General features: G+C 71.3%; 22 protein-coding genes. 10 read left to right on the top strand and 12 right to left on the bottom strand.

The genetic code is table 11. The features are described 5' to 3' along the window. Positions 1-28: 28 nt before the first annotated feature. The 8 genes from ACWDN5_RS26585 to ACWDN5_RS26550 all read right to left on the bottom strand — a co-directional run bounded on the left by ACWDN5_RS26585 (position 29) and on the right by ACWDN5_RS26550 (position 7139). Positions 29-637: a response regulator transcription factor gene (locus ACWDN5_RS26585; RefSeq protein ID WP_310969474.1), complete on the bottom strand. Its 609-nt coding sequence runs from the start codon at positions 635-637 to the stop codon at positions 29-31. Continuing rightward, on the bottom strand, positions 634-1704 hold the full coding sequence (locus ACWDN5_RS26580; protein ID WP_310969473.1) for a sensor histidine kinase: 1071 nt from the start codon (positions 1702-1704) through the stop codon (positions 634-636). Before ACWDN5_RS26580 ends, ACWDN5_RS26585 begins: the two co-directional genes overlap by 4 nt. A gap of 26 nt (positions 1705-1730) precedes the next feature. Continuing rightward, positions 1731-2159 carry a hypothetical protein gene (locus tag ACWDN5_RS26575; RefSeq protein ID WP_449678188.1) on the bottom strand — a complete coding sequence of 143 codons (429 nt, stop codon included), beginning with the start codon at positions 2157-2159 and terminating at the stop codon, positions 1731-1733. Between the two features lie 143 nt (positions 2160-2302). Beyond that, positions 2303-3379, bottom strand: coding sequence for a pentapeptide repeat-containing protein (locus tag ACWDN5_RS26570; protein WP_449678187.1), 1077 nt, complete (start codon positions 3377-3379; stop codon positions 2303-2305). A gap of 3 nt (positions 3380-3382) precedes the next feature. Next, on the bottom strand, positions 3383-4291 hold the full coding sequence (locus ACWDN5_RS26565; protein WP_449678186.1) for a hypothetical protein: 909 nt from the start codon (positions 4289-4291) through the stop codon (positions 3383-3385). A 175-nt stretch (positions 4292-4466) separates the two neighbouring features. Beyond that, positions 4467-5336 (bottom strand): lysozyme, encoded by an 870-nt coding sequence (locus tag ACWDN5_RS26560; protein ID WP_310969469.1) that lies wholly within the window; start codon positions 5334-5336, stop codon positions 4467-4469. 193 nt (positions 5337-5529) lie between these two features. Continuing rightward, the gene (locus tag ACWDN5_RS26555; RefSeq protein WP_310969468.1) at positions 5530-6330 is read right to left on the bottom strand and encodes a lysozyme; all 801 of its coding nucleotides are present in this window, start codon (positions 6328-6330) and stop codon (positions 5530-5532) included. A 104-nt stretch (positions 6331-6434) separates the two neighbouring features. Continuing rightward, positions 6435-7139 (bottom strand): type VII secretion system-associated protein, encoded by a 705-nt coding sequence (locus tag ACWDN5_RS26550; protein ID WP_449678208.1) that lies wholly within the window; start codon positions 7137-7139, stop codon positions 6435-6437. Between the two features lie 56 nt (positions 7140-7195). Here ACWDN5_RS26550 and ACWDN5_RS26545 point away from each other — a divergent pair, with 56 nt between their 5' ends. Further along, entirely contained in the window at positions 7196-7576 is a 381-nt protein-coding gene (locus ACWDN5_RS26545; protein ID WP_176174130.1) for a sterol carrier family protein, read from the top strand. Between the two features lie 25 nt (positions 7577-7601). On the opposite strand, the gene ACWDN5_RS26540 is transcribed toward ACWDN5_RS26545, so the two are convergent. Next, positions 7602-8399, bottom strand: a complete 798-nt coding sequence (locus tag ACWDN5_RS26540; protein WP_310969466.1) for an SAM-dependent methyltransferase — start codon at positions 8397-8399, stop codon at positions 7602-7604. Positions 8400-8599: 200 nt separating this feature from the next. Between ACWDN5_RS26540 and ACWDN5_RS26535 the strand changes: the two genes are divergently transcribed. The 6 genes from ACWDN5_RS26535 (at position 8600) to arfB (ending at position 13479) form a co-directional block, all read left to right on the top strand. After that, positions 8600-9478 (top strand): helix-turn-helix domain-containing protein, encoded by an 879-nt coding sequence (locus tag ACWDN5_RS26535; protein ID WP_310969465.1) that lies wholly within the window; start codon positions 8600-8602, stop codon positions 9476-9478. Between the two features lie 260 nt (positions 9479-9738). Then, a complete protein-coding gene (locus ACWDN5_RS26530; protein ID WP_310969464.1) occupies positions 9739-9978 on the top strand; it encodes a DUF397 domain-containing protein in 240 nt (79 codons plus the stop codon). Then, complete coding sequence (locus ACWDN5_RS26525; RefSeq protein ID WP_310969463.1) at positions 9965-10270, top strand: hypothetical protein; 306 nt, start codon at positions 9965-9967, stop codon at positions 10268-10270. The genes ACWDN5_RS26530 and ACWDN5_RS26525 overlap by 14 nt, the downstream gene beginning before the upstream one ends. A gap of 118 nt (positions 10271-10388) precedes the next feature. Next, positions 10389-11915, top strand: coding sequence for an amidophosphoribosyltransferase (purF, locus tag ACWDN5_RS26520; protein WP_310969462.1), 1527 nt, complete (start codon positions 10389-10391; stop codon positions 11913-11915). Between the two features lie 28 nt (positions 11916-11943). After that, positions 11944-13014 carry a phosphoribosylformylglycinamidine cyclo-ligase gene (purM, locus tag ACWDN5_RS26515; RefSeq protein WP_310969461.1) on the top strand — a complete coding sequence of 357 codons (1071 nt, stop codon included), beginning with the start codon at positions 11944-11946 and terminating at the stop codon, positions 13012-13014. A gap of 48 nt (positions 13015-13062) precedes the next feature. After that, the gene (arfB, locus tag ACWDN5_RS26510; protein ID WP_310969689.1) at positions 13063-13479 is read left to right on the top strand and encodes an alternative ribosome rescue aminoacyl-tRNA hydrolase ArfB; all 417 of its coding nucleotides are present in this window, start codon (positions 13063-13065) and stop codon (positions 13477-13479) included. Here arfB and ACWDN5_RS26505 read toward each other — a convergent pair. The 3 genes from ACWDN5_RS26505 to ACWDN5_RS26495 all read right to left on the bottom strand — a co-directional run bounded on the left by ACWDN5_RS26505 (position 13476) and on the right by ACWDN5_RS26495 (position 16227). After that, positions 13476-14216, bottom strand: coding sequence for a GNAT family N-acetyltransferase (locus ACWDN5_RS26505; RefSeq protein WP_449678185.1), 741 nt, complete (start codon positions 14214-14216; stop codon positions 13476-13478). The two genes, arfB and ACWDN5_RS26505, sit on opposite strands and share 4 nt — an antisense overlap. A gap of 177 nt (positions 14217-14393) precedes the next feature. Continuing rightward, positions 14394-15050 (bottom strand): VanZ family protein, encoded by a 657-nt coding sequence (locus tag ACWDN5_RS26500; protein ID WP_449678184.1) that lies wholly within the window; start codon positions 15048-15050, stop codon positions 14394-14396. Between the two features lie 268 nt (positions 15051-15318). Beyond that, positions 15319-16227, bottom strand: coding sequence for a Gfo/Idh/MocA family protein (locus ACWDN5_RS26495; protein WP_449678183.1), 909 nt, complete (start codon positions 16225-16227; stop codon positions 15319-15321). Positions 16228-16304: 77 nt separating this feature from the next. Between ACWDN5_RS26495 and ACWDN5_RS26490 the strand changes: the two genes are divergently transcribed. The 3 genes from ACWDN5_RS26490 to ACWDN5_RS26480 are packed head-to-tail and all read left to right on the top strand — an operon-like array spanning position 16305 to position 19586. Further along, entirely contained in the window at positions 16305-16925 is a 621-nt protein-coding gene (locus ACWDN5_RS26490) for a hypothetical protein (protein WP_449678182.1), read from the top strand. Then, the gene (locus tag ACWDN5_RS26485) at positions 16915-17979 is read left to right on the top strand and encodes a CbiQ family ECF transporter T component (RefSeq protein ID WP_449678181.1); all 1065 of its coding nucleotides are present in this window, start codon (positions 16915-16917) and stop codon (positions 17977-17979) included. Before ACWDN5_RS26490 ends, ACWDN5_RS26485 begins: the two co-directional genes overlap by 11 nt. Continuing rightward, complete coding sequence (locus tag ACWDN5_RS26480; protein WP_449678180.1) at positions 17976-19586, top strand: ABC transporter ATP-binding protein; 1611 nt, start codon at positions 17976-17978, stop codon at positions 19584-19586. The genes ACWDN5_RS26485 and ACWDN5_RS26480 overlap by 4 nt, the downstream gene beginning before the upstream one ends. Positions 19587-19860 lie beyond the last annotated feature (274 nt).

Here is a 19860-nt window from a genome sequence, read left to right as displayed (position 1 = left end):
CCCCGGCCCGGTCCCGCCGGGCCGGGGCCTACAGCCAGCCGCGCTCGTCGGCCACCCGCAGCGCCTCCATCCGGTTGCGGGTGCCGGTCTTCGTCGTGGCCCCGGACAGGTAGTTCCGCACGGTGCCCTCGGCGAGGTAGAGCCGGGCCGCGATCTCGGCCACGGTCGCGCCGGAGCGGGCCGCGATCAGCACGTCGCGTTCGCGCGCGGTGAGCGGCGACTCGCCCGCCGCCAGCGTGGCCGCGGCCAGCGCCGGGTCCACCACCCGCTCGCCGGCCACCACCCGCCGGACGGCGTCGGCGAGCGTGTCGGCCGGGGCGTCCTTCACGACGAACCCGACGGCGCCCGCCTCCATGGCCCGGCGCAGGTAGCCGGTGCGGCCGAAGGTGGTCAGGATGACCACGCGGCACCCGGGCACCTGCGCGGTGAGCACGGCCGCCGCCGCGAGACCGTCCAGCCCGGGCATGTCGATGTCCAGCAGCGCCACGTCCGGGCGGTGCTCCAGCGCCGAGGCCGTCACCTCGTCGCCGCGGCCGACCGAGGCCACCACCTCGAAGTCCGGTTCCAGGTCGAGCAGCGCGCGCAGGGCCTGCCGGATCAGCTCCTGGTCGTCGGCGAGCAGCAACCGGATCGTCATGCCTCCACCCGCAGGGACCAGCCGTGCGGCTGCGCCGGCCCGGCGGTCAGCACGCCACCGGCCGCGGCCACCCGGGCGCGCAGGCCGTCCAGCCCGGAGCCGGAGCCGGCCGGGCCGCCGGTCCCGTCGTCGCGCACCTCCACCGAGGACGCGGTCAGCTCCACCGTGCACCGGCCCGCGCGTGCGTGTCGCACCACGTTCGTCAACCCTTCCCGGACCACCCAGCCGAACAGTTCCTGCCGCTCCTGCGGCACGTCGTCGTGGGCGGTGGGCAGGTCGGCGACCACCCCCGCCGCCCGCAGCAGCTCCCGGCCCCGGGCGAGTTCACCCGCGAGCGTGACGTCCCGGTACCCGGACACCGCCGCTCGCACGTCGGCCAGCGCCTGCCGGGACAGCTGCTCCACCGATTCCATCTCGGCCAGTGCCGCGGGCGGGGCGCCGACGGCCAGCCGCCGGGCCAGGGTGCTCTTCACGGTGATGGCGGTGAGCGAGTGGCCGAGCAGGTCGTGCAGGTCGCGGGCGATCCGGTTGCGCTCGGCCTCGGACGCCAGCCGGGCCACCTCGGCCCGGGCTTCGCGCAGCTGCTGGTTCGCCGTGGCGGTGCGGCTGAAGGCGTGGACCAGCAGCGTGGTGAACACGACGGCCACCGCGTAGTACCAGCTCGGCCCGGTGTTCCAGCCGGGCACGACCAGCGGCACCACCACGCACGCCGCGGCGCCCAGGACCACCAGCGCCGCCGCCTTCCGGACGTCGACGCGCGTCGCGGCCGACGGCACGATCACCGCGACCAGGATCAACGCGTACTCGTGGGCCAGTGGCGCGACCAGCACGGACAGCACCGTCATCGCCGCCAGCAGCCACCAGTAGACCCGCCACGCCGAGCGCATCGCGGCGACCACGATGGCCAGGTAGCAAGCGGAGATGCCGGCCAGCAGCAGGTAGCCGGCGACCAGGCCGGCGCCGCGCGTGTACTGGGTGAGGCCCGCGGCCGCCAGGAAGGGGTAGCAGAGCATGCCCAGGGAGAGCAGCAGCCGGCGCCGCTCGTCCAGGCCCCGCAGGTCGTCCACGCCGGTGACGGTACCGCCGCCGGTGTTCACTCGGCCGCGAAAGTGGCGCGCACGGCCCGGGCGACGGTCAGCAGGGCGACGATGATCAGCAGCGCCAGGCACACCCCGTTCGCGATCTTGAACCAGACGGGGAAGGAGCCGGGGATGGCCTCGATCACCAGGATGGCCACCACCTGGGCCACGGTGATGATCCGCACCCGGCGGTAGTTGCCGCGCGAGCCCTTGGCCATGGAAACGCCGAGCGCGAAGGTGATCGGCGCGGCGACGGCGAGGATCGAGCCGCGCACCCAAACGGCGTCGGTGACGACGTCGGGGTCGCCGCTGAACACCACGATCGCCAGGAAGGTCAGGAGGCTCACGGCCGCGTAGCCGCCGAGCAGCACCTTGGCGATGTGCAGCTTCTCGCGGGCGTCGGAGTCGGTCACGGTCACGGTCGGGCTGGTCTGCTTCGTCATGCCCGAAATGCTGGCCGATCGGCGTTTCCGCTGGTAGCGACGTTGTCCACCGGCTCGTCGTGACATCTGTCAGAAGCCGGACATCCAGCCGCGCCGACGCAGAACTGTCGGTCCCCTCCGCTAGCGTGGAAACCGGGGGCTGCTCAGCCCACCTTGGCGACGATCCGCGCGTCCCCGTCGCGCAGTTCCTCCTGCGTCCACGCCTCGGGCAGCTGCACGTCTTTCTCGGCCCGCACCAGCGTGTTGTACAGCGAAACCGAGTCGGGCAGCGATGCGAACCGCAGGTCGGTCTGCCCGTCGAACGAGGTCCGCCGCAGGTCCAGCGAGTCCGCGACGACGACGCCGGAGAACCCCGCGTCCTTCGCGAACTTCGCGTCCTTGAAGTTCGCTGGGCCGGCGAAGGTCGTGCCGGTGAAGTCCACGTCCTCGGCGAACTTCGTCCCGCTGAACCACGCGTGGCGTTCGAAAACCGCGCCACGGCAACGGAAGTAGCCCACCTGGCGACCGGACACGGTGCCCGCGGCGGTGAGGTAGACCCGGCCCTTGAAGCGGCAGCCGCTGAAGTTCGTGCTGTTGTGCAGCGACGCGTACCGCAGCAGCAGACCACCGATCAGCTTGCCCGACAGGTCGAGGTACTCCAGCCGGGCACCGGTCAGGTCGAGGTCGTAGGCCGGGGCGTCGTCGTCGCGCGCCGGGAGCAGGTCGGAGACCAGCCGCTGCGCCGTGAGCCGGACCGTCAGTTCGCGCTCCAGCTCGGGATCCGGCTCTCCGTCGGAGGATTCCCGGGTGTAGGTGAACGGCCGCCGCAGGTACGAGCACAGCACGTCCAGCACCGTCTGCGTGTAGCCCGGCCGGCTCCGCGCCAGCCCCGCCAGCGCGTGCAGCGCCCCCACCCGCACCTGGTCGGCCGCGTGCCCCAGCAGCTCGACCGCCTTCGCGAACCGCTCGTCCGCGACGCGCTCGCGGTCCTGTTCCGCCCGCTGCGCCTCGAGTTCGTGCCGCTGCCGCTCGATGTCCTGCCGCCGCTCCTCGACCCGGCGACGGCGGTCGTTGAGCCACAGCGCGTACAGCGCCACGATCGCGCCGCCCGCCAGGCCGCCCGTCTTCAGCGCGTCACTGCGGCTGGTGGCGGGGTCGGTCAGCAGCCAGCCGCCGACCCCGAGCAGCAGCACCACCGACGCGAAGAACGTCCACGCCAGCGGCGATCGCCACAGCTTCACGCCTCAGGACACCAGCATCGTGCTGACGCAGAAGCCCTTTTTGTCGAAGTTCGTCGCGCTCAGCGTGCCCTTGACCGGCTTGCCGGCGGACGTCCCGGTGACCTCGCCTTCGACCAGGTACTTGTCGGCGGGCACGTCACCGAGCTGCAGCTGCAGCGGCGGCTTGAGGAACGTCTCGAGCCACGAGCTGAGCAGCTGCTTCGAGTCGGCGCAGCCCAGCGCGACGGCGCCGGCGTTGTCGCCCGCGTTCAGCTTGTCGATGAAGCCCTGCAGCACGACCTTGGCGTCCGCGCCGCCCCCTTCGCTGCCGGACGGCGTCTTCGAGGTCGTCGGCTTCTTGGACGTCGGCTTCGGCGTGGACGGCTTGGCCGACGTGCTCGACGACGGGGCCGCGGCCGTGTTCGTGTCGTCCTTCGAGAGGAAGAAGCCGGGCGCGACGAAGCCGGTGATGCCGACCAGGGCGAGGACGACGACCACGGCGGAGCCGATGGCGATCCACATCCCGGTCTTGCTCTTCTTCGGCGGCGCGGGCGGCCCGCCGAAGCCCTGCGTGTAGCCGCCGGTCGCCGGGTCCCAGCCGGACACCTGGCCGGCCGCGTTCGGGTCCCAGGCCTGCTGGCCGTACTGCTGCGCGTTCGGGTCGGCCCACGCCGACTGCTGCCCTTGCTGCTGCGCGTACGGGTCACCCCACGCCGGCTGCGGGTTGGCCGGGAAGCCGCCCGAGGGGTAGCCCTGCTGGTTCGGGTCCCAGCCCTGCGGGTACTGCTGCGTCGGGTACGGCTGTTGCTGCTGGTTGGGGTCCCACCCGCCCTGCTGCGGGAAGCCGCCGGACGGGGGCTGCTGGCCGTAGGGGTTCGGCTGGCCGTACGGGTCGGGCTGGCCGGGCTGGCCCGGCTGAGGCGGGTAGGTCATCTGTCCATGCCTTCCGGGCGCTGGGTGTTCGTGCGCTTCCGACGTCCGACGGCGGCGTGCGGTTCCCCCAGGACGTGGCTGCAGCATTCTGCAAGCTCGGACGGTACGGCATGGAACCGGCTCCCGGTCCGTGCGGCGCGAAACCGTCACGATCCGGGAGCCGGGGCGGGGTGGGTCAGCCGTTGGCCAGTGCCTGGAGCCGGTCGTAGGCACCGTTGAAGGTGTCCTGGTCGAGCGGGCTCGAGGTGTACTGCCAGACGGTGTAGAAGCCCCAGTTGTAGGGCAGGGTGCCGACCGACGACGCGTACCGCGCGACCCACAGCGGGGCCGTGCTGGAGAAGTCACCGCTCACGCAGCTGCTCCACCAGCTCTGCGACGTGTAGATCACCGGGTACCGGCCGGTCAGCGAGTGGTAGGTGTCGTGGAAGTCGAGGATCCACGACGTCATCCCCGCCTTGCTCAGCCCGTAGCAGGTCGCGCCGTACGGGTTGTACTCCATGTCCAGCGCGCCGGGCAGCGTCTTGCCGTCCTTGGACCAGCCGCCGCCGTGGGCGACGAAGTACCGGGCCTGCGCCGCGCCGCTCGAGGTGTTCGGCGTGGCGAAGTGGTAGGCGCCGCGGATGAAGCCCTGGTTGTAGGAGCCGTTGTACTGCTGGGCGAAGTACGGGTTGGTGTAGCTGGTGCTCTCCGTGGCTTTGGTCCAGACGAACCGCTTGCCCTGGTTCCACCAGTTCGCCCAGTCGACGTTGCCCTGGTAGCTGGCGACGTCCATGCCGGCCACGGTGGCCAGCACCTGGCCGGGGATGGCCTGGCCGGGCTGCGGCTGCTGGGCCGCCTTCTGCGAGTCGGGGGTCGAGGAGTCGCCTTCGACGCGCCGGATCTGCGACCCCAGTGCGTGGTTGTTCTGCGCGATGTCCGCGTTGATCGCGGCCACGGGGTCGACTTCGGGGGAAAAGGTCGTCGCCTGCGCCGTGCTGCCGAGCAGGAGCAGCGCGGCCGGGACGACCAGGGCAGCGAACAGCCGCCCTCTTCGGGAGGTGGACATCGTTGAATCCCTTCACGGAAACCCTCGCGATGGGCGGCCTACTTGCAGGTAGCCGCCCGAGCACGATTGTTAGGGACGAAGTGGCGTTTGTCACTCACTTCCGTGAAATTGGGTATACGTGTGGGTGATTTTCCCGGGAAGAAGATCGTTAATTGGTGGCGAGTTAACACCTATTATTGGACGGTTGCGCCGTTCAGCCCAGCGCCAGGGCCAGCAGGCGGTCCGCCGAGCCGTTGAACCAGTTCTGGTCGCCGGGCAGGGTGCCGCGGTCGGCGAACTGCCAGATCGTGTGGATGCTCCAGCCGGACGGCAGTTCGCCGATGAAGCTGTTGTAGCGCGCGATCCAGAGCGGGTTGGCGCCGAACCCGCCGTTGTTCGCGGTGCACCGCTTCCACCAGCTCGTCGACGTGTAGATCGTCGGGTGGCGGCCGGTCGCCGCCAGGTAGGTGTCCGAGAAGGCCCGGATCCAGGCGACCATGCCCGCGGCGTCCTTGCCGTAACACGTTTCGCCGTACGGGTTGTACTCCGCGTCGAGCGCGCCGGGCAATGTCTTGCCGTCCTTCGACCAGCCGCCGCCGTGGGCCAGGAAGTACCGCGCCTGCGACGCGCCGTCGGAGATGTCCGGCCGCGCGAAGTGGTAGGCACCGCGGATCAGGCCCGCTTGGTAGGAGCCGTTGTACTGCTGGGCGAACTGCGGGTTCACGAACCCGGTGCCCTCGGTCGCCTTGACGTAGACGAATTTGGCGCCCGACCCCGCCGCGCCGGGCCAGTCGACCGGCCCCTGGTGCCCGCTGACGTCGTGCCCGAGCACCTGGTCTTCCCCGCCGTACAACACGTCGGGCCCTTCACCGACGCCCTCGACCGCGGCGATCTGCGAACCCGCGTAGTGGTCCTCCGCGCCGGCGTACGGGTCAGCGGCCTTCGCCGGCGCCTGCCCGGCCACGAGCAGGACGGACGCGAGGGCGGCGGCGAAGGGCAGCGAACGTCTTTTCACCCTCTTGCTCCCCACCGATCTCGTCAGACTTCTTCAGTCTCACGATGCACCGGCGCCGCCGGATCGGCGAGTCGATGATCACTCGATGGGGTTGGACCCGCAGGTCAGCGGCGCTCGTCCGCGATGGCCTTCAGCAGGTGCTCGGCCGGCACGACGGCCGTGATGAGGTCGTGCGGGTTGATCGCGACCGGGTGCCCGCCGAGCAGGTCGACGATGTCGCGGCCGACCACGGCCCGCGCGTGCGGCCACTCGCGCGGCACCAGCGACTTGCGGGTGTAGGCGGGCACCATCACCCGGCCGTCGGCGTTGTGGAAGCCGATCACGGTCCGCTGCACCGGCGACATCGCGTAGACGAACAGCGTCGCGTCGAGGACGACCTTCGGCAGGTCCGACGGCGGGCGGTGCTCGGTGCGGACGAGCTGCAGCAGGTGCTCGAGGTCGTTGGCCGGGTCCGGGAACCCGAGCGCCTTGGGCGAGGGCCGGTAGCGGTCGTTGGGGTGGAAGTCGGCGACGACGTCGCCGGCGCCGTTCACCGGGTACGCGCCGACGACCGCCCACGACGGCACCGGGCCGTTCGGGTCGAAAGCCTCGTCGATGACGTAGAGCCAGCTGTTGGGGTTGGCGCGGGCGTTCGAGCGCATCTCCGCGGTGATCTCGGGCGTGCCGTGCTTGCCGGTGCGCCGCGCCTGCTGGCCCTCCCGCCGGGCGGCCCGGTTGTGCTTGCCGTGCCTGCCGGGGCGATCGGCTCCGCTTCCGGTGGGCTGCTGCGAAACCATCCGATCCGCCTCGTCCCGCTGCGCCATCGTCATCCCCACGTTCTCGGGTGTGCCTGCCAAGTCTTGGTGCGCCACTCTACTGTTTGCCCATGGCCTCTTCGCGTTCGGTCGACCCCGGACAGTTACGTGCGGCGGTGCTGGCGATTTCCCCGTGGCTGCAGGGCGATGCGCCCGATCCGGCGCGCCCGGAACTCGCCGCGGCGGTGCGCCTGTCCCTGCGTGCGCTGGCGGCCGACGCACCGGGCCGGACGGTCGAGGTGCGGGTGCCGCCGTTCGCCGCGGTGCAGTGCGTGGAAGGACCGCGGCACACGCGGGGCACCCCGCCGAACGTGATCGAGACGGACCCGCGCACGTGGCTCGAGCTGGCCACCGGGCGGCTGGACTGGACCACGGCCGTGGCCGACGGCCGGGTGTCCGCGTCGGGCACCCGGGCCGATCTGTCGCACTGGCTCCCGCTGCTGCGCGTCTGACAACCGGTGGGGACCGGAGGCTGTCCTACGGCTTGCGGCCGACGCCGCCGGCGATGGTCCGCTGGGCCACGTTGAGGTCCTTGAGCCGCGGGCCGTCCGGCCACCAGTCGGCGCAGCGGACCACGCCCGGGGGCACCATTTCGAGACCCGGGAACAGGTCCTCGATCTCCTTCTGCTTCCGGAAGGTGCCCGAGCCCATCGGGCTGTGCAGGAAGAAGTCCTCCATCCGGCGGGCGGTCGCGGAGTCCTCGTCCTCGGGGTCGAAGAAGTGCGAGAGCGCGACGAAGGAGCCCGACGGCAGCGCGTCGACGTACTCCTTCATGATCTCCGCCGGCCGTTCCGCGGGTCCGTTGAAGTGGTGCAGCGTGCCCAGCTGGAGGAACGCGACCGGCTGCGAGAAGTCGATGTGCTGCCGGACGACCTCGTGCTCGAGGATCCGCTGCGGCTCGAAGATGTCCTCGGCGACGAAGTGGGTGTTCTCGTTCTCTTCGAGCAGGGCGCGGCCGTGGGCCAGCACGACCGGGTCGTTGTCGACGTAGACGACCTTGATCTCCGGGTTGATCCGCTGGACCACCTGGTGGGTGTTCTCGGCGGTCGGCAGGCCGGAGCCGCAGTCGAGGAACTGGGTGATGCCGGTCTGGCTGGCGAGGAAGCGGCAGGCGCGGATCAGGAAGCCCCGGTTTTCGAAGGCGAGGTCCTGCGCTTCGGGAGCGGCCTTCTGCACCTTGTGCAGGACCTCCCGGTCGATCTCGTAGTTGTCCTTCCCGAGCAGGAAGGCGTCGTACACGCGCGCGATGCTCGCTCGGGTCGGGTCGACCCCCACGGGAACTCGTTCGGTCCGGGTCGCGGCGTCGGGCATGTTGAACCTCGCAAGTTCTGTGTCGAAAGTCTCGTACTCTACGTAGAGTAGGACTCCACACGCATGCGGTAAACCGGGTCACCTCTTTGCGCAGGACGGCCCAACGTGTACTTTCGGTAGTCGGGCTAGGACCCCCTGGTGACGTGAGCGCGGAAGGGCCGGGAATGAACGCGGTGAACGCGTCCGCAGGTGAACAGAACATCGGCCCGACGGCACGCCGCATGATCCTCGGGTCGCAGCTGCGCCGGCTCCGTGAAGAGGCCGGCATCACCCGTCAGCAGGCCGGTTACAACATCCGCGGGTCCGAGTCGAAGATCAGCCGGCTCGAGCTGGGCCGCGTCGGGTTCAAGGAACGCGACGTCACCGACCTGCTGACGATGTACGGCGTCGAGGACCCGAACGAACGCCGGGCGTTCCTCGACATGGTCAAGCAGTCGAACGAGCCGGGCTGGTGGCGGCGCTTCGGCGACACCATGCCGAACTGGTTCACCGACCTCGTCGGCCTCGAAGAAGCCGCGGCGCGAATCCAGATCTGGGAGCCGCTCTACGTGTCGGGTCTGCTCCAGATCGAGCCGTACGCGCGGGCGATCTTCAGCCACGGCCGTTCGGAGATGGCCGACGAGCGGGTCGACCAGCTGGTCGCGCTCCGGATGCGGCGGCAGAAGATGTTCAGCAGGCCGGACGCGCCGCGCGTGTGGATGGTGCTCGACGAGTCCGTGCTCCACCGCCCGATCGGCGGGATGAAGGTCCTCAAGCAGCAGATCGAATACCTGCTCGAGATGAGCGCGCTGCCCCACGTGTCGATCCAGATCCTGCCGTACTCGCGCAGCGGCCTGTCCGCGGAACACGCGTTTTCGCTGCTGCGGTTCGGTGAACCGGAACTGCCGAACATCGCCTACGTCGAGTACATGACCGGCGCGCACTACATCGAGAAGCGCGAAGAGATCGAAAAGTACAGCCGCGCGCTGGACATGCTGGCGGTCGACGCGGAGACGCCGGAGCGCAGCCGGTCGATGCTCGGCAAGCGCCGGCAGGAGATCTAGAAACCCTGGCCCACGCCCGATCCGGGGCGCCGTCATGTCCCGGTGATCGGTGACTGCCGGTAGTTATTAGGCCAAACGAGAAGGTGCCTATCACCCGATAGGTTAACCGGGGCCGCGCACTTCTTTACCGTCCGAGAACTTTGCAAGAAATTCTGCACGTGCATTTACCGTTGCAGGCACACGTGCTAGCCTCCGATACGCGGGCAAATGCACATGCATCTGCATTGCCCCCAGAGTTTTCCGCATCGAGAGGTGGGAACATGGCTGAGCGATTCGAGAACGGCATCCCGGCCGATCGGCTGTCCGGTGCCCAGTGGCGCAAGGCGAGCTACAGCGGTGCCTACGGCAACTGCGTGGAGGTCGCGCCGCTGTCCAACGGGGAGATCGCGATGCGCAACTCGCGGTTCCCGACCGGCCCGGCGCTCGTCTACACGCGGGCCGAGATGGCGGCGTTCCTCGCGGGTGCGAAGGACGGTGAATTCGACGATGTCCTCGGCTGAGGCCGTCGCCACCGTCTTCGACATCGAGACCGGACTGCAGGAACTGGTGGCCCGCGGCTACCAGTTCGTCCACCCCGCCGACGAGCTCGGCGAGGTCCTCGCCGTCGTCGGCGTGCGGGTGCACGACGACGTGGTGGACGTGGTCCGGCTCAACGCCGAGGACGACGTCGTGGCGACCAGGATGCCCGGCTCCGAAGAGAACATCTTCGAGCCGGAGCGGTGGCTGTGGCGCCGCCGCGGAGAAGGTGCGCAGGTGCTGACGGAGATCCTTTCGCTGCCGGATGCGTGCTAGACGTTCAGGCTTGCAGGCCCCGTCCGAAGTGGTCAGAACCACGTCGGCCGGGGCCTGACGCATGTCCGCACCGTTTACACTGAAATCGGCCTGACCACGTCTTCCCAGGAGCTCCTCGGTGGTTTCCGACCCGCAGCTCGTGTCCGACCAGCCCGAACCGGAACCCCGTGAGGAGTGTGGCGTCTTCGGCGTCTGGGCTCCCGGGGAAGAAGTCGCGAAGCTGACCTACTACGGCCTCTACGCCCTGCAGCACCGGGGCCAGGAGGCCGCCGGCATCTCCGTCTCCGACGGCTCGCAGATCGTGGTCTTCAAGGACCTCGGCCTGGTCAGCCAGGTGTTCGACGAGCAGATCCTGCAGTCGCTGCAGGGGCACATCGCCGTCGGTCACTGCCGGTACTCGACCACCGGCGCGACCATCTGGGAGAACGCCCAGCCGATCTTCCGCACCACCGAGACCGGCAGCGGCCTCTCCTTCGCGCACAACGGCAACCTGGTCAACACGGCCGAGCTGCGCGAACGCACCATCGAAGCGGGCCTCAAGCCGCACGCGGGCCTGACCGGCTCGTCGAGCGACTCGGACCTGATCTGCGGCCTGCTCGCCGCGAACGCCGCCGACAAGGGCATCGAGGCCGCGGCCATGGAGCTGCTGCCCACCCTCAAGGGCGCCTTCTGCCTGGTGTTCTCCGACGAGAACACGCTGTATGCGGCGCGTGACCCGCACGGCGTGCACCCGCTGGTGCTCGGCCGGCTCGAACGCGGCTGGGTCGTCTCGAGCGAGACGGCGGGCCTCGACATCGTCGGCGCGTCCTTCGTCCGCGAGGTCGAGCCCGGCGAGCTGATCGCGATCGACGCCGCGGGCCTGCGCTCGTCGCGGTTCGCGAACCCGGACCCCAAGGGCTGCGTCTTCGAGTACGTCTACCTCGCCCGCCCCGACACCACGATCGCCGGCCGCGGCGTGCACGCCACCCGCGTCGAGATCGGCCGCCGGCTGGCCAGCGAGCAGCCGGTCGAAGCCGACCTCGTGATGCCGGTGCCGGAGTCCGGCACCCCGGCCGCGATCGGCTACGCGCAGGGCTCGGGCATCCCCTACGGCACCGGCCTGGTGAAGAACGCCTACGTCGGGCGCACGTTCATCCAGCCGTCGCAGACCATCCGCCAGCTGGGCATCCGGCTCAAGCTGAACCCGCTGCGGGACGTCATCCGCGGCAAGCGCCTGGTCGTGGTGGACGACTCGATCGTCCGCGGCAACACCCAGCGCGCGCTCGTCCGCATGCTGCGGGAGGCCGGCGCGCTCGAGGTGCACGTCCGGATCGCGTCACCGCCCGTGCGCTGGCCGTGCTTCTACGGCATCGACTTCGCGTCGCGGGCCGAGCTGGTCGCGAACGGCGTCGACCTCGACGGCATCCGGCGCTCGATCGGGGCCGACTCCTTGGGCTACATTTCCCTGGACGGCCTGGTCGCGGCGGCGGAACAGCCGAAGTCGCGGCTGTGCACGGCGTGCTTCTCGGGCGAGTACCCGATCCCGCTGCCCGAGGACGCGCTGATCGGAAAGCACCTGCTTGAAAGCCTGGACGCGGTCAATGGCGCGGCGACCCCCGTCAGTCCCGCCGGGTACGGTGCCGAAGACGCCGTCCGGCGTCCCTGAGTTCCTTCCAGTAGGGAGTCCGTCCACCGTGAGCGAGTCCACGAGCGCCACGTACGCCGCCGCCGGCGTCAGCATCGAGGCCGGCGACGAAGCCGTCGAGCTGCTCAAGCCGCACGCCGAGCGCGCGACGCGGCCCGAGGTGATGGGCGGCGTCGGCGGCTTCGCCGGGCTCTTCTCCCTGAAGCTCGACAAGTGGAAGGAGCCGGTGCTCGCGTCGTCGACCGACGGCGTCGGCACGAAGATCGCGGTCGCGCAGGCGCTCGACAAGCACGACACGGTCGGCATCGACCTGGTCGCCATGGTGGTCGACGACCTGGTCGTGACCGGCGCCGAGCCGCTGTTCCTGCAGGACTACATCGCCGTCGGCAAGGTGCACCCGGAGAAGATCGCCGCGCTGGTCGGCGGTATCGCCGAGGGCTGCGTCCGGGCCGGCTGCGCGCTGCTCGGCGGCGAGACGGCCGAGCACCCGGGCCTGATGGGCGAGCACGACTACGACATGTCGGCCACCGGCGTCGGCGTGGTCGAGGCGTCGCAGCTGCTGTCGCCGGAGAAGGTCCGCCCCGGTGACGTCGTGCTGGCGCTCGGCTCGTCCGGCCTGCACTCCAACGGCTACTCGCTGGCCCGGCACGTGCTGCTGGACATCGCGCGGATGCCGCTCGACGGGCACGTCGAGGAGTTCGGCCGCACCCTCGGCGAGGAGATGCTGGAGCCGACGCGGATCTACGCGAAGGACTGCCTGGCGCTCGCCGCCGAAACCGAGGTCCGGACGTTCGCGCACATCACCGGCGGCGGCCTGGAGGCCAACCTCGCCCGCGTCATGCCGCGCGGCCTGGTCGCCCGGCTCGACCGCGGCACCTGGAACCCGGCGCCGGTGTTCGCGCTGATCGGCCAGCGCGGCAAGGTCGAGCGGGCCGAGCTGGAGAAGACGTTCAACATGGGTGTCGGCATGGTCGCGATCGTCGGCGCCGAGGACGTCGACCGGGCGCTGGCCATGCTGACCGCGCGGCACGTCCCGGCGTGGGTGCTCGGCGACGTCCAGCCCGCCGACGACGTCGACGGACCGCGCGCGGTCCTCTCGGGTGACCACCCGCGGTTCTGAAACGCCCTTGCTCGCGGCTGTCACACTTGAGGGGTGGCAGCCGAAGACGTGGTGGTCGGCTCCCGGTTCACGATCCCGGGAGCCGAGTTGAGCGAGCGCTTTTCGCGGTCGTCCGGCCCGGGCGGGCAGGGCGTCAACACCACGGACTCGCGCGTGGAGCTGTCCTTCGACGTCGCTGCTTCGCCGTCGATCCCGGAGCACCTGCGTGACCGGGTCCTGACCGGCCTGGGTTCGCGGCTGGTCGACGGCGTCCTGACGATCGCCGCCAGCGAACACCGCTCCCAGCTGCAGAACCGCGAAGCCGCGCGGGGCCGGCTGGCGAACCTGCTGATGGACGCGTCGGCCCCGCCGCCCGCCAAGCGGCGCCCCACGAAGCCGTCCCGCGGTTCGAAGGAACGCCGCCTGGCGTCGAAGAAGCGCCGGAGCGACGTGAAGAAAGGCCGCTCGGGCCGCTTCGACGACTAGGTCAGCGACAGGTGCACGCACTCGCCCGCCGGCCGGTAGCCGACGCGGGCGTAGACGACACCGATCCCCAGGTCACCGGGGGTGAGGAACGCTGTGTGCGCGCCGGCCTCGTGCACCTCGCGGGTGAGGTGCCCGGTGAGCGCGGCCGCGATCCCGCGGCCGCGGTACGGCTCGAGCACGGCGATCCCGGCGATCTCGGTGGTGCCGTCGACGATTTCGAGCGCCAGTCCGCCGCCGACGACCACGCCGTCGTCTTCCGCGAGCAGGTGCCGCACGCCGGCTTCGAGACCGGTCTTCAGCTGTTCGACCTCTTCGTCGCCGATCTCCGCGGGTTCGCCGAACGCGGTGTTCTGCGCGGCCCGCATCCGCCGGAGGTCCTCATCGGACTCCGGCACGCGCAGCCGGATCCCCGCCGGAGCCGGCTGGTCGACCCGCTCGGCCGGCGCGCACGTCATCAACGGCACCCGCCGTTCGAGCTCGTACCCCGCCTCGACCAGCAGTTTCTCCAGGTCGGGAGCGACGTCGGTGAAGTACTCCAGCCGCGGGAGCAGGTCCCGCCGCCGGTAGGCGGCGGTCAGCGCGTCGATCTCGGCCGCCGTCGGCTGCGCGCCGTCGTCCGGGATCGCGTAGTTGAGCATCGGGTGCGGGGTGCCCGGTGAGTAGGTGGCGAGGAACGGGCCGACCTGCTCGGTTTCGCGGCCGCGTGGCGCGGTCGCGCGGACATAAGCCTGAATCATGGGAGCCTTTCGAAAAGCACGTCAAGGAACCGCGGCCCTCGTCACGGGCCTGCGGGCTGGTCGCTGGGCGTCGGGCCTAGCGAGGGCCGACGCCGGAGACGGCGCCAGGCATAGGCAGTCATTCCTTGAGGTCGAAGTGGCTCTTCCCGGCCATGGTCGCACGGGCGGCAACCGGTTTTACTGACGTTCCGGGTGCGCGATGGCGGCGTAGCGCGTGTCCCACACCGACCTCGGCACCCGCAGCGTGAGCGTCGGCGCTGGGCAGATCGTGCGGCGTGGCCGCGGGATCGCCACCGGCACCGGCGGGGCCGCGTCCAGCGCCCGCCAGCCGCGGCGGCTCAGTGCCGCCCCCAGCGTCGCGCCCGCTGTGTTGAGGAGGACGTCGTCGGCCGAGGTCACCCGCCCGGTGTGGATCAGATATTGCGTACCTTCCACCAGCACGGACGCGATCAACGCGGCCAGCGCGATCCGGAGCAGGGCCCGCAGCCGGCGGATCCGCAGCGGGAGCAGCGCGCCGAGCGGGCCGAGCAGCAAGACGTTGCCGATCACCTGCCAGAGTGATCCGTCGCTGCTGAGCGCGGCGGCGATGTCGGCGCCCGGCACGAGGTCCAGCGTGCTCTCGCCGGAATCGCCGACAGGCATCGTGACCAGGCAAAACACCAGGAAGACGACGAGGAAGACCGCGCAGTCGACGGCGGCCGTCGCGCTCGCGCGGCGGGCGGCCATTCTCCGGCGGCGCCTCGCCGCGAGCAGTGGCCAGCCGAGCAGCGCGTACGGCAGCGCGATGGCCGAAATCGGAATCATCCCCCAGAAGGCGCGCAGCAGAGCTCCCATGCGCCTCCCTTCTCGAACCCCTCAAGACCTTCAGTGCGCACTACGAACGACCCCTTGCAAGATCACCTTCGCATCACAAGATCGACTCGGCATTCCGAGCGGACCGCACTATTCGGTGATCTTTCCGGTGGCGACGTTTGTTCAACCGTGGTTCGGCCAGGGGGCACACTGTCCACAGTGGATGCTGTGGACAACCCTGTGGATGAATTCGCGGGACAAGTGTGAAAGCGTTGCGGTGCAACGAAACGGCGTGAAACCGCCCTGTGTACTACTGCGCGGCGAGGGTGCGCGCCTGCTCGAGCAGCGCCTGCAGGTGCAGCCCGCGGCGGACGTCGCAGGGGTGCGTGGTCGTGCCGCTCGCGATCATCGCGGCGAAATCGTCGAGCAGAGCGGTGTAGGACTCCTGCGCCGAGCCCGGTTTGCGGCCCAGCGTCCGGTATCCGTGCTGGCCCCAGACCGCGACCTCGACGACGGTCGGCTGCACCGGCAGCCGCAGCGAGAGGGTGGCCGTGCTGATCACGCCGCCTTCGTGCGCCAGCATCAGGTGCCACAGGTCGCCGGGGCTCTGCCGGGCCGCGACCACCTCGGTGATCGGGCCGAGCGCGGCGTCCAGCATGTCGAGGGCGTGCGGGCCGATGTCGAACAGTGCGCCGCCGTCGTCCTGCCGCCATTCGGAGGTGGCGTACTGGCCGCCGAGCAGTGAGCCGGAGAGCCAGCGCGCGCCGCCGCCCGCCCAGCCGCCCGCCTGGGCGAGGCCGGCGAGCCACTCCTGCGTCTGCGCGGAGTAGCGCAAGGTCAGTACGACGAGCGCGGCCACACCCGCGCCCGCGACCGCGTCGGCCAGCCGGCGCGCGCCGTCGAGGTCCGCGGCGATCGGCTTCTCGAGGATCAGGTGCTTCCCGGCCTCGGCCGCGCGGACGCCCAGTTCGGCCTGGATCGACGGCGGAACGGCGAACGCGACCGCGTCCACCTGCTCGAACAGCTCCTCGACGCTGCCGGCGGTGGCCGCGCAGTGCGTCTCCGCAAGCGTTTGCGCCGCCTCCGGCCGCCGGGCCCAGACCGCGGTCAGCGCCGTGCCCGGGTGATCCGCGAGTCCGGGTGCGTGGATCGTCGTCGCCCACGGGCCGGCGCCGATCAGGCCGACGCGCAGCTGTCCGTCCGCGATGAGCTGTCCCACGGCCCGCAGTCTAGGTGTGTCCCGCGTCGCTCGGGAACCGCACCTGCGGCGGGCCCCGGCCTGGTTAAAGTGCCTGCATGATCGCCTCCCGCTTCGCCGTTGTCTGCGCTCTGCTGTTCGGGGCCGCCTTCGTGGGTGCCGCGCCCGCTTCGGCGGCGGGGACCGACGGGGCTTGCCCGGACGGCGGCGGCGTGACGGTGGTCGTCGACTTCGGCGACCTCGGTCCGCAGCCGCTGATCCGCTGCGCCGCCGGGACGCCGGCGAACGGCATCGCCGCCCTGCAGGAGGCCGGGATCGAGGTGGCCGGCTCGCAGAAGTACGGCCTCGCGGTGGCTTGCCGGATCAACGGCAAGCCCGGCCCCGACGTCGAGTCCTGCGCCGGGATGCCTTCGGCGACGGCGTACTGGAGCTACTGGCACGCCTCGGCCGGGGGCACCTGGACGTCGAGCCAGGAAGGCGCCCAGACGGCGAAGCCCACCCCGAACGGGTTCGAGGGCTGGGCGTTCGCGCGGCCGAACTCGGCGAACGACCTGCCGTCGCCGCCGCGGGTGGCGCCGGTCCGCCAGGTGGCCACTCCGGCGCCTGCTCCCGCTGCCTCCGACGGTTCGTTCCCGTGGGGCCTGGTGCTCGGGGCCGTCGTGATCGTGCTGGTCGGCGGCGCCGGGATCGTCGTCGCCCGGCGCCGGCGTGCGCAGTAGGGCGCTGCACCCCGGCGCGTGGTGGGCGTGGGCGCTCGCGCTGGCCGTCGCCGCCAGCCGGACGACGAACCCGCTGCTGCTCGGCCTGATCATCGCCGTCGCCGGGTTCGTCGTGGCGAACCGGCGGTCGGACGCGCCCTGGGCGCTGGCGTTCCGGCTGTACGTGTACGTCGGCGCACTGATCGTCGCCACCCGCGTGCTGTTCCGGATCCTGATCGGCGGCGACGACGGCGGGCACGTGCTGTTCACGCTGCCGCGGATCCCGCTCGCCGCCGGGCTGTCCCTGTTCGGGCCGACGTCGGCGGAGGAGCTGCTCGGCGGCTTCTACGACGGCCTGCGGCTGGCGACGATGGTCGTCTGCATCGGCGCGGCCAACGCCCTGGCCAACCCGAAACGCCTGCTCAAGGCGGTTCCGGGTGCGCTGTACGAGGTCGGGACGGCGGTGACGGTGGCGTTGACGGTCGCCCCGCAGCTCGTCGAGAGCGTGCAGCGCGTGCGGCGGGCTCGGAGGCTGCGGGCGGGGCGGAGTCGCGGGCTGCGGGCGGTCAAGGGCATCGTGGTGCCGGTGCTGGAGGACGCGATGGACCGGTCCCTGCGGCTGGCGGCCGCGATGGATTCCCGGGGCTACGGCCGCCGGGCGTACCTGAGTTCCCGCCTGCGGGTGCTGATCGCTGTCTGCGTCCTCGCCGGGCTGCTGGGTGTGTGCGTCGGCGTCTACGGCGTGCTGGACGGGACGTCGCCGTCCTGGCTCGGGGTGCCGCTGCTGGTGACCGGGCTGGTGGTGGCGGTCGTCGGCTTCGTCCTCGGCGGGCGCCGGGTGCGGCGGACGGCGTACCGGCCGGACCCGTGGCGCTGGCCGGAGACGCTGGTCGTCGCGGCCGGCGTCGGGGCGTGCGTGCTGCTGTTCGCGACCGCCCGGATCGACCCGGGCCGGTTGTTCCCCTCGCTCAGCCCGCTGCGCTGGCCGGAGGTGTCCTGGGTGCACGCGGTGTCCGTGCTGGTCGCGGCGCTGCCGGCGGTCGTCGCACCCCCGGTTCGGGAGGTCGTCCGATGATCGAGTTCTCACGGGTCACGGTGACCTACCCGGACGCCGCGCGGCCGGTGCTGTCCGACGTGTCGCTGCAGATCGAAGAGGGCGAGTTGTGCCTGGTCGCGGGCCCGACGGGCGCGGGGAAGTCGACGTTCCTCGGCGCGATCAACGGGCTCGTCCCGCACTTCACCGGCGGCCGCCTGTCCGGCCGGGTCGTCGTCGGCGGTTTCGACACGGCCCGTCACCCGCCCCGGGAGCTGGCCTCGGTCGTCGGCGTCGTCGGGCAGGACCCCCTCTCCGGCTTCGTGACGGACACCGTCGAGGAGGAACTCGCGTACGCGATGGAGCAGCTGGCGGTGCCGCCGGACGTCATGCGCAAGCGCGTCGAGGAAACCCTGGACCTGCTGGGCATCGCGGACCTGCGCAACCGTCCACTTCGGACATTGTCGGGCGGCCAGCAGCAGCGGGTCGCGATCGGCTCGGTCTTAACGGCCCACCCGTCGGTGGTCGTGCTGGACGAGCCGACGTCGGCCCTGGACCCGACGGCGGCCGAGGACGTCCTCGCGGCGATCACGCGCCTGGTGCACGACCTGGGGACGACGGTGATCGTGGCGGAGCACCGGATGGAGCGGGTGGCCCAGTACGCGGACCGGCTGCTGTACCTCCCGGGCGACGGCTCGGTCCGGTCGGGACCGCCGGCCGAGATCCTGGCGACATCGCCGATCGCACCCCCGATCGCCGAGCTGGGGCGGCTGGCGGGCTGGTCACCGCTGCCGCTGTCGGTCCGGGACGCGCGGCGGGTCGCGGGGCCGCTGCGTGCTCGTCTCTCAGGGCAAGTTCAAAAATTGTCGGTGGTGGGTCGTAGCCTCTCGGTGACCGGTTCGGCACTGGACGTGAGAGGGGTGGTGGTCCGATACGGAGATGTCCTGGCGGTACGCGGGGTGAGCCTGCGTGTCGGACCGGGAGAGGTGGTCGCGCTGATGGGACGCAACGGCTCCGGCAAGTCGTCGCTTCTCTGGGCGGTGCAGGGCAGTGGCCCGAGGTCGGCGGGGAAGGTCGACGTCGGTGGCACGGACCCGGCGTCGCTCAAGCCACGAGTGGCCCGTCAGCGCGTCGGCCTGGTCCCGCAAACCCCGGCCGACCTGCTGTACCTCGATTCGGTGGACGCCGAGTGCGCACAGGCGGACACCGAGTCGGAGGTGCCGGCGGGAACGGCCCGGGGCCTGCTGGACAGGCTGGCTCCCGGAGTCGCCGGTGAAGCGCACCCCGGCGACCTCTCGGAAGGGCAGCGACTGGCGTTGGTGCTGGCGATCCAGCTGGCGTCGGCCCCACCGCTGGTGCTGCTCGACGAGCCGACCCGCGGCCTCGACTACCACGCAAAAAGGCGCTTCGCGGCGGCCCTGCGAGAACTGGCCTCGCAGGGCCACGCGATAGTGCTGGCCACCCACGACGTCGAGTTCGTGGCGACGGTGGCCACCCGAGTGGCGGTCATGGCCGAGGGCGAGCTGGTAGCGGACGGCCCCACGAAGGAGGTGGTGGTCGCCTCGCCGGCGTTCGCCCCGCAGGTGGCCAAGATCCTGGCCCCCGAGCGCTGGCTGACGGTCGACGAGGTAGCCGAGGCACTGGCATGACCAAGCGGAGGGGCGGGGAGGGGGCGGGGGCGGGGCCCAAGGGAAGAAGCGGCTGCCGCCGGTGGCCCCGGTTCGGTCGCCCTTGGCAGGCCCCGCGCGCCTGTGCCGCTGCACCGACCGCCCGCGGCAATCGGCCGGACCAACCGGCCGCCCCGGCCGCCGCGTCGACCGACCGGCCACACCGACGGGTTGCGCCGACCGGCCCTACCGATCGGCCGCTGCACCGACCGCCCGCGGCAATCGGCCGGACCAACCGGCCGCGGCGGCCGGTTGG

The organism is Amycolatopsis sp. NPDC003731 (genome assembly GCF_053586895.1).
This window is presented reverse-complemented; position numbering and strand designations above follow the sequence as displayed.

Excerpts from the sequence above, each read along its gene's own strand:
- ACWDN5_RS26585 (WP_310969474.1), bottom strand. The coding sequence starts at position 637 with ATGACGATCCGGTTGCTGCTCGCCGACGACCAGGAGCTGATCCGGCAG.
- ACWDN5_RS26575 (WP_449678188.1), bottom strand. The coding sequence starts at position 2,159 with ATGACGAAGCAGACCAGCCCGACCGTGACCGTGACCGACTCCGACGCC.
- ACWDN5_RS26565 (WP_449678186.1), bottom strand. The coding sequence starts at position 4,291 with ATGACCTACCCGCCTCAGCCGGGCCAGCCCGGCCAGCCCGACCCGTAC.
- ACWDN5_RS26560 (WP_310969469.1), bottom strand. The coding sequence starts at position 5,336 with ATGTCCACCTCCCGAAGAGGGCGGCTGTTCGCTGCCCTGGTCGTCCCG.
- ACWDN5_RS26550 (WP_449678208.1), bottom strand. The coding sequence starts at position 7,139 with ATGACGATGGCGCAGCGGGACGAGGCGGATCGGATGGTTTCGCAGCAG.
- ACWDN5_RS26545 (WP_176174130.1), top strand. The coding sequence starts at position 7,196 with ATGGCCTCTTCGCGTTCGGTCGACCCCGGACAGTTACGTGCGGCGGTG.
- ACWDN5_RS26535 (WP_310969465.1), top strand. The coding sequence starts at position 8,600 with ATGAACGCGGTGAACGCGTCCGCAGGTGAACAGAACATCGGCCCGACG.
- ACWDN5_RS26530 (WP_310969464.1), top strand. The coding sequence starts at position 9,739 with ATGGCTGAGCGATTCGAGAACGGCATCCCGGCCGATCGGCTGTCCGGT.
- ACWDN5_RS26525 (WP_310969463.1), top strand. The coding sequence starts at position 9,965 with ATGTCCTCGGCTGAGGCCGTCGCCACCGTCTTCGACATCGAGACCGGA.
- ACWDN5_RS26505 (WP_449678185.1), bottom strand. The coding sequence starts at position 14,216 with ATGATTCAGGCTTATGTCCGCGCGACCGCGCCACGCGGCCGCGAAACC.
- ACWDN5_RS26500 (WP_449678184.1), bottom strand. The coding sequence starts at position 15,050 with ATGGGAGCTCTGCTGCGCGCCTTCTGGGGGATGATTCCGATTTCGGCC.
- ACWDN5_RS26490 (WP_449678182.1), top strand. The coding sequence starts at position 16,305 with ATGATCGCCTCCCGCTTCGCCGTTGTCTGCGCTCTGCTGTTCGGGGCC.
- ACWDN5_RS26480 (WP_449678180.1), top strand. The coding sequence starts at position 17,976 with ATGATCGAGTTCTCACGGGTCACGGTGACCTACCCGGACGCCGCGCGG.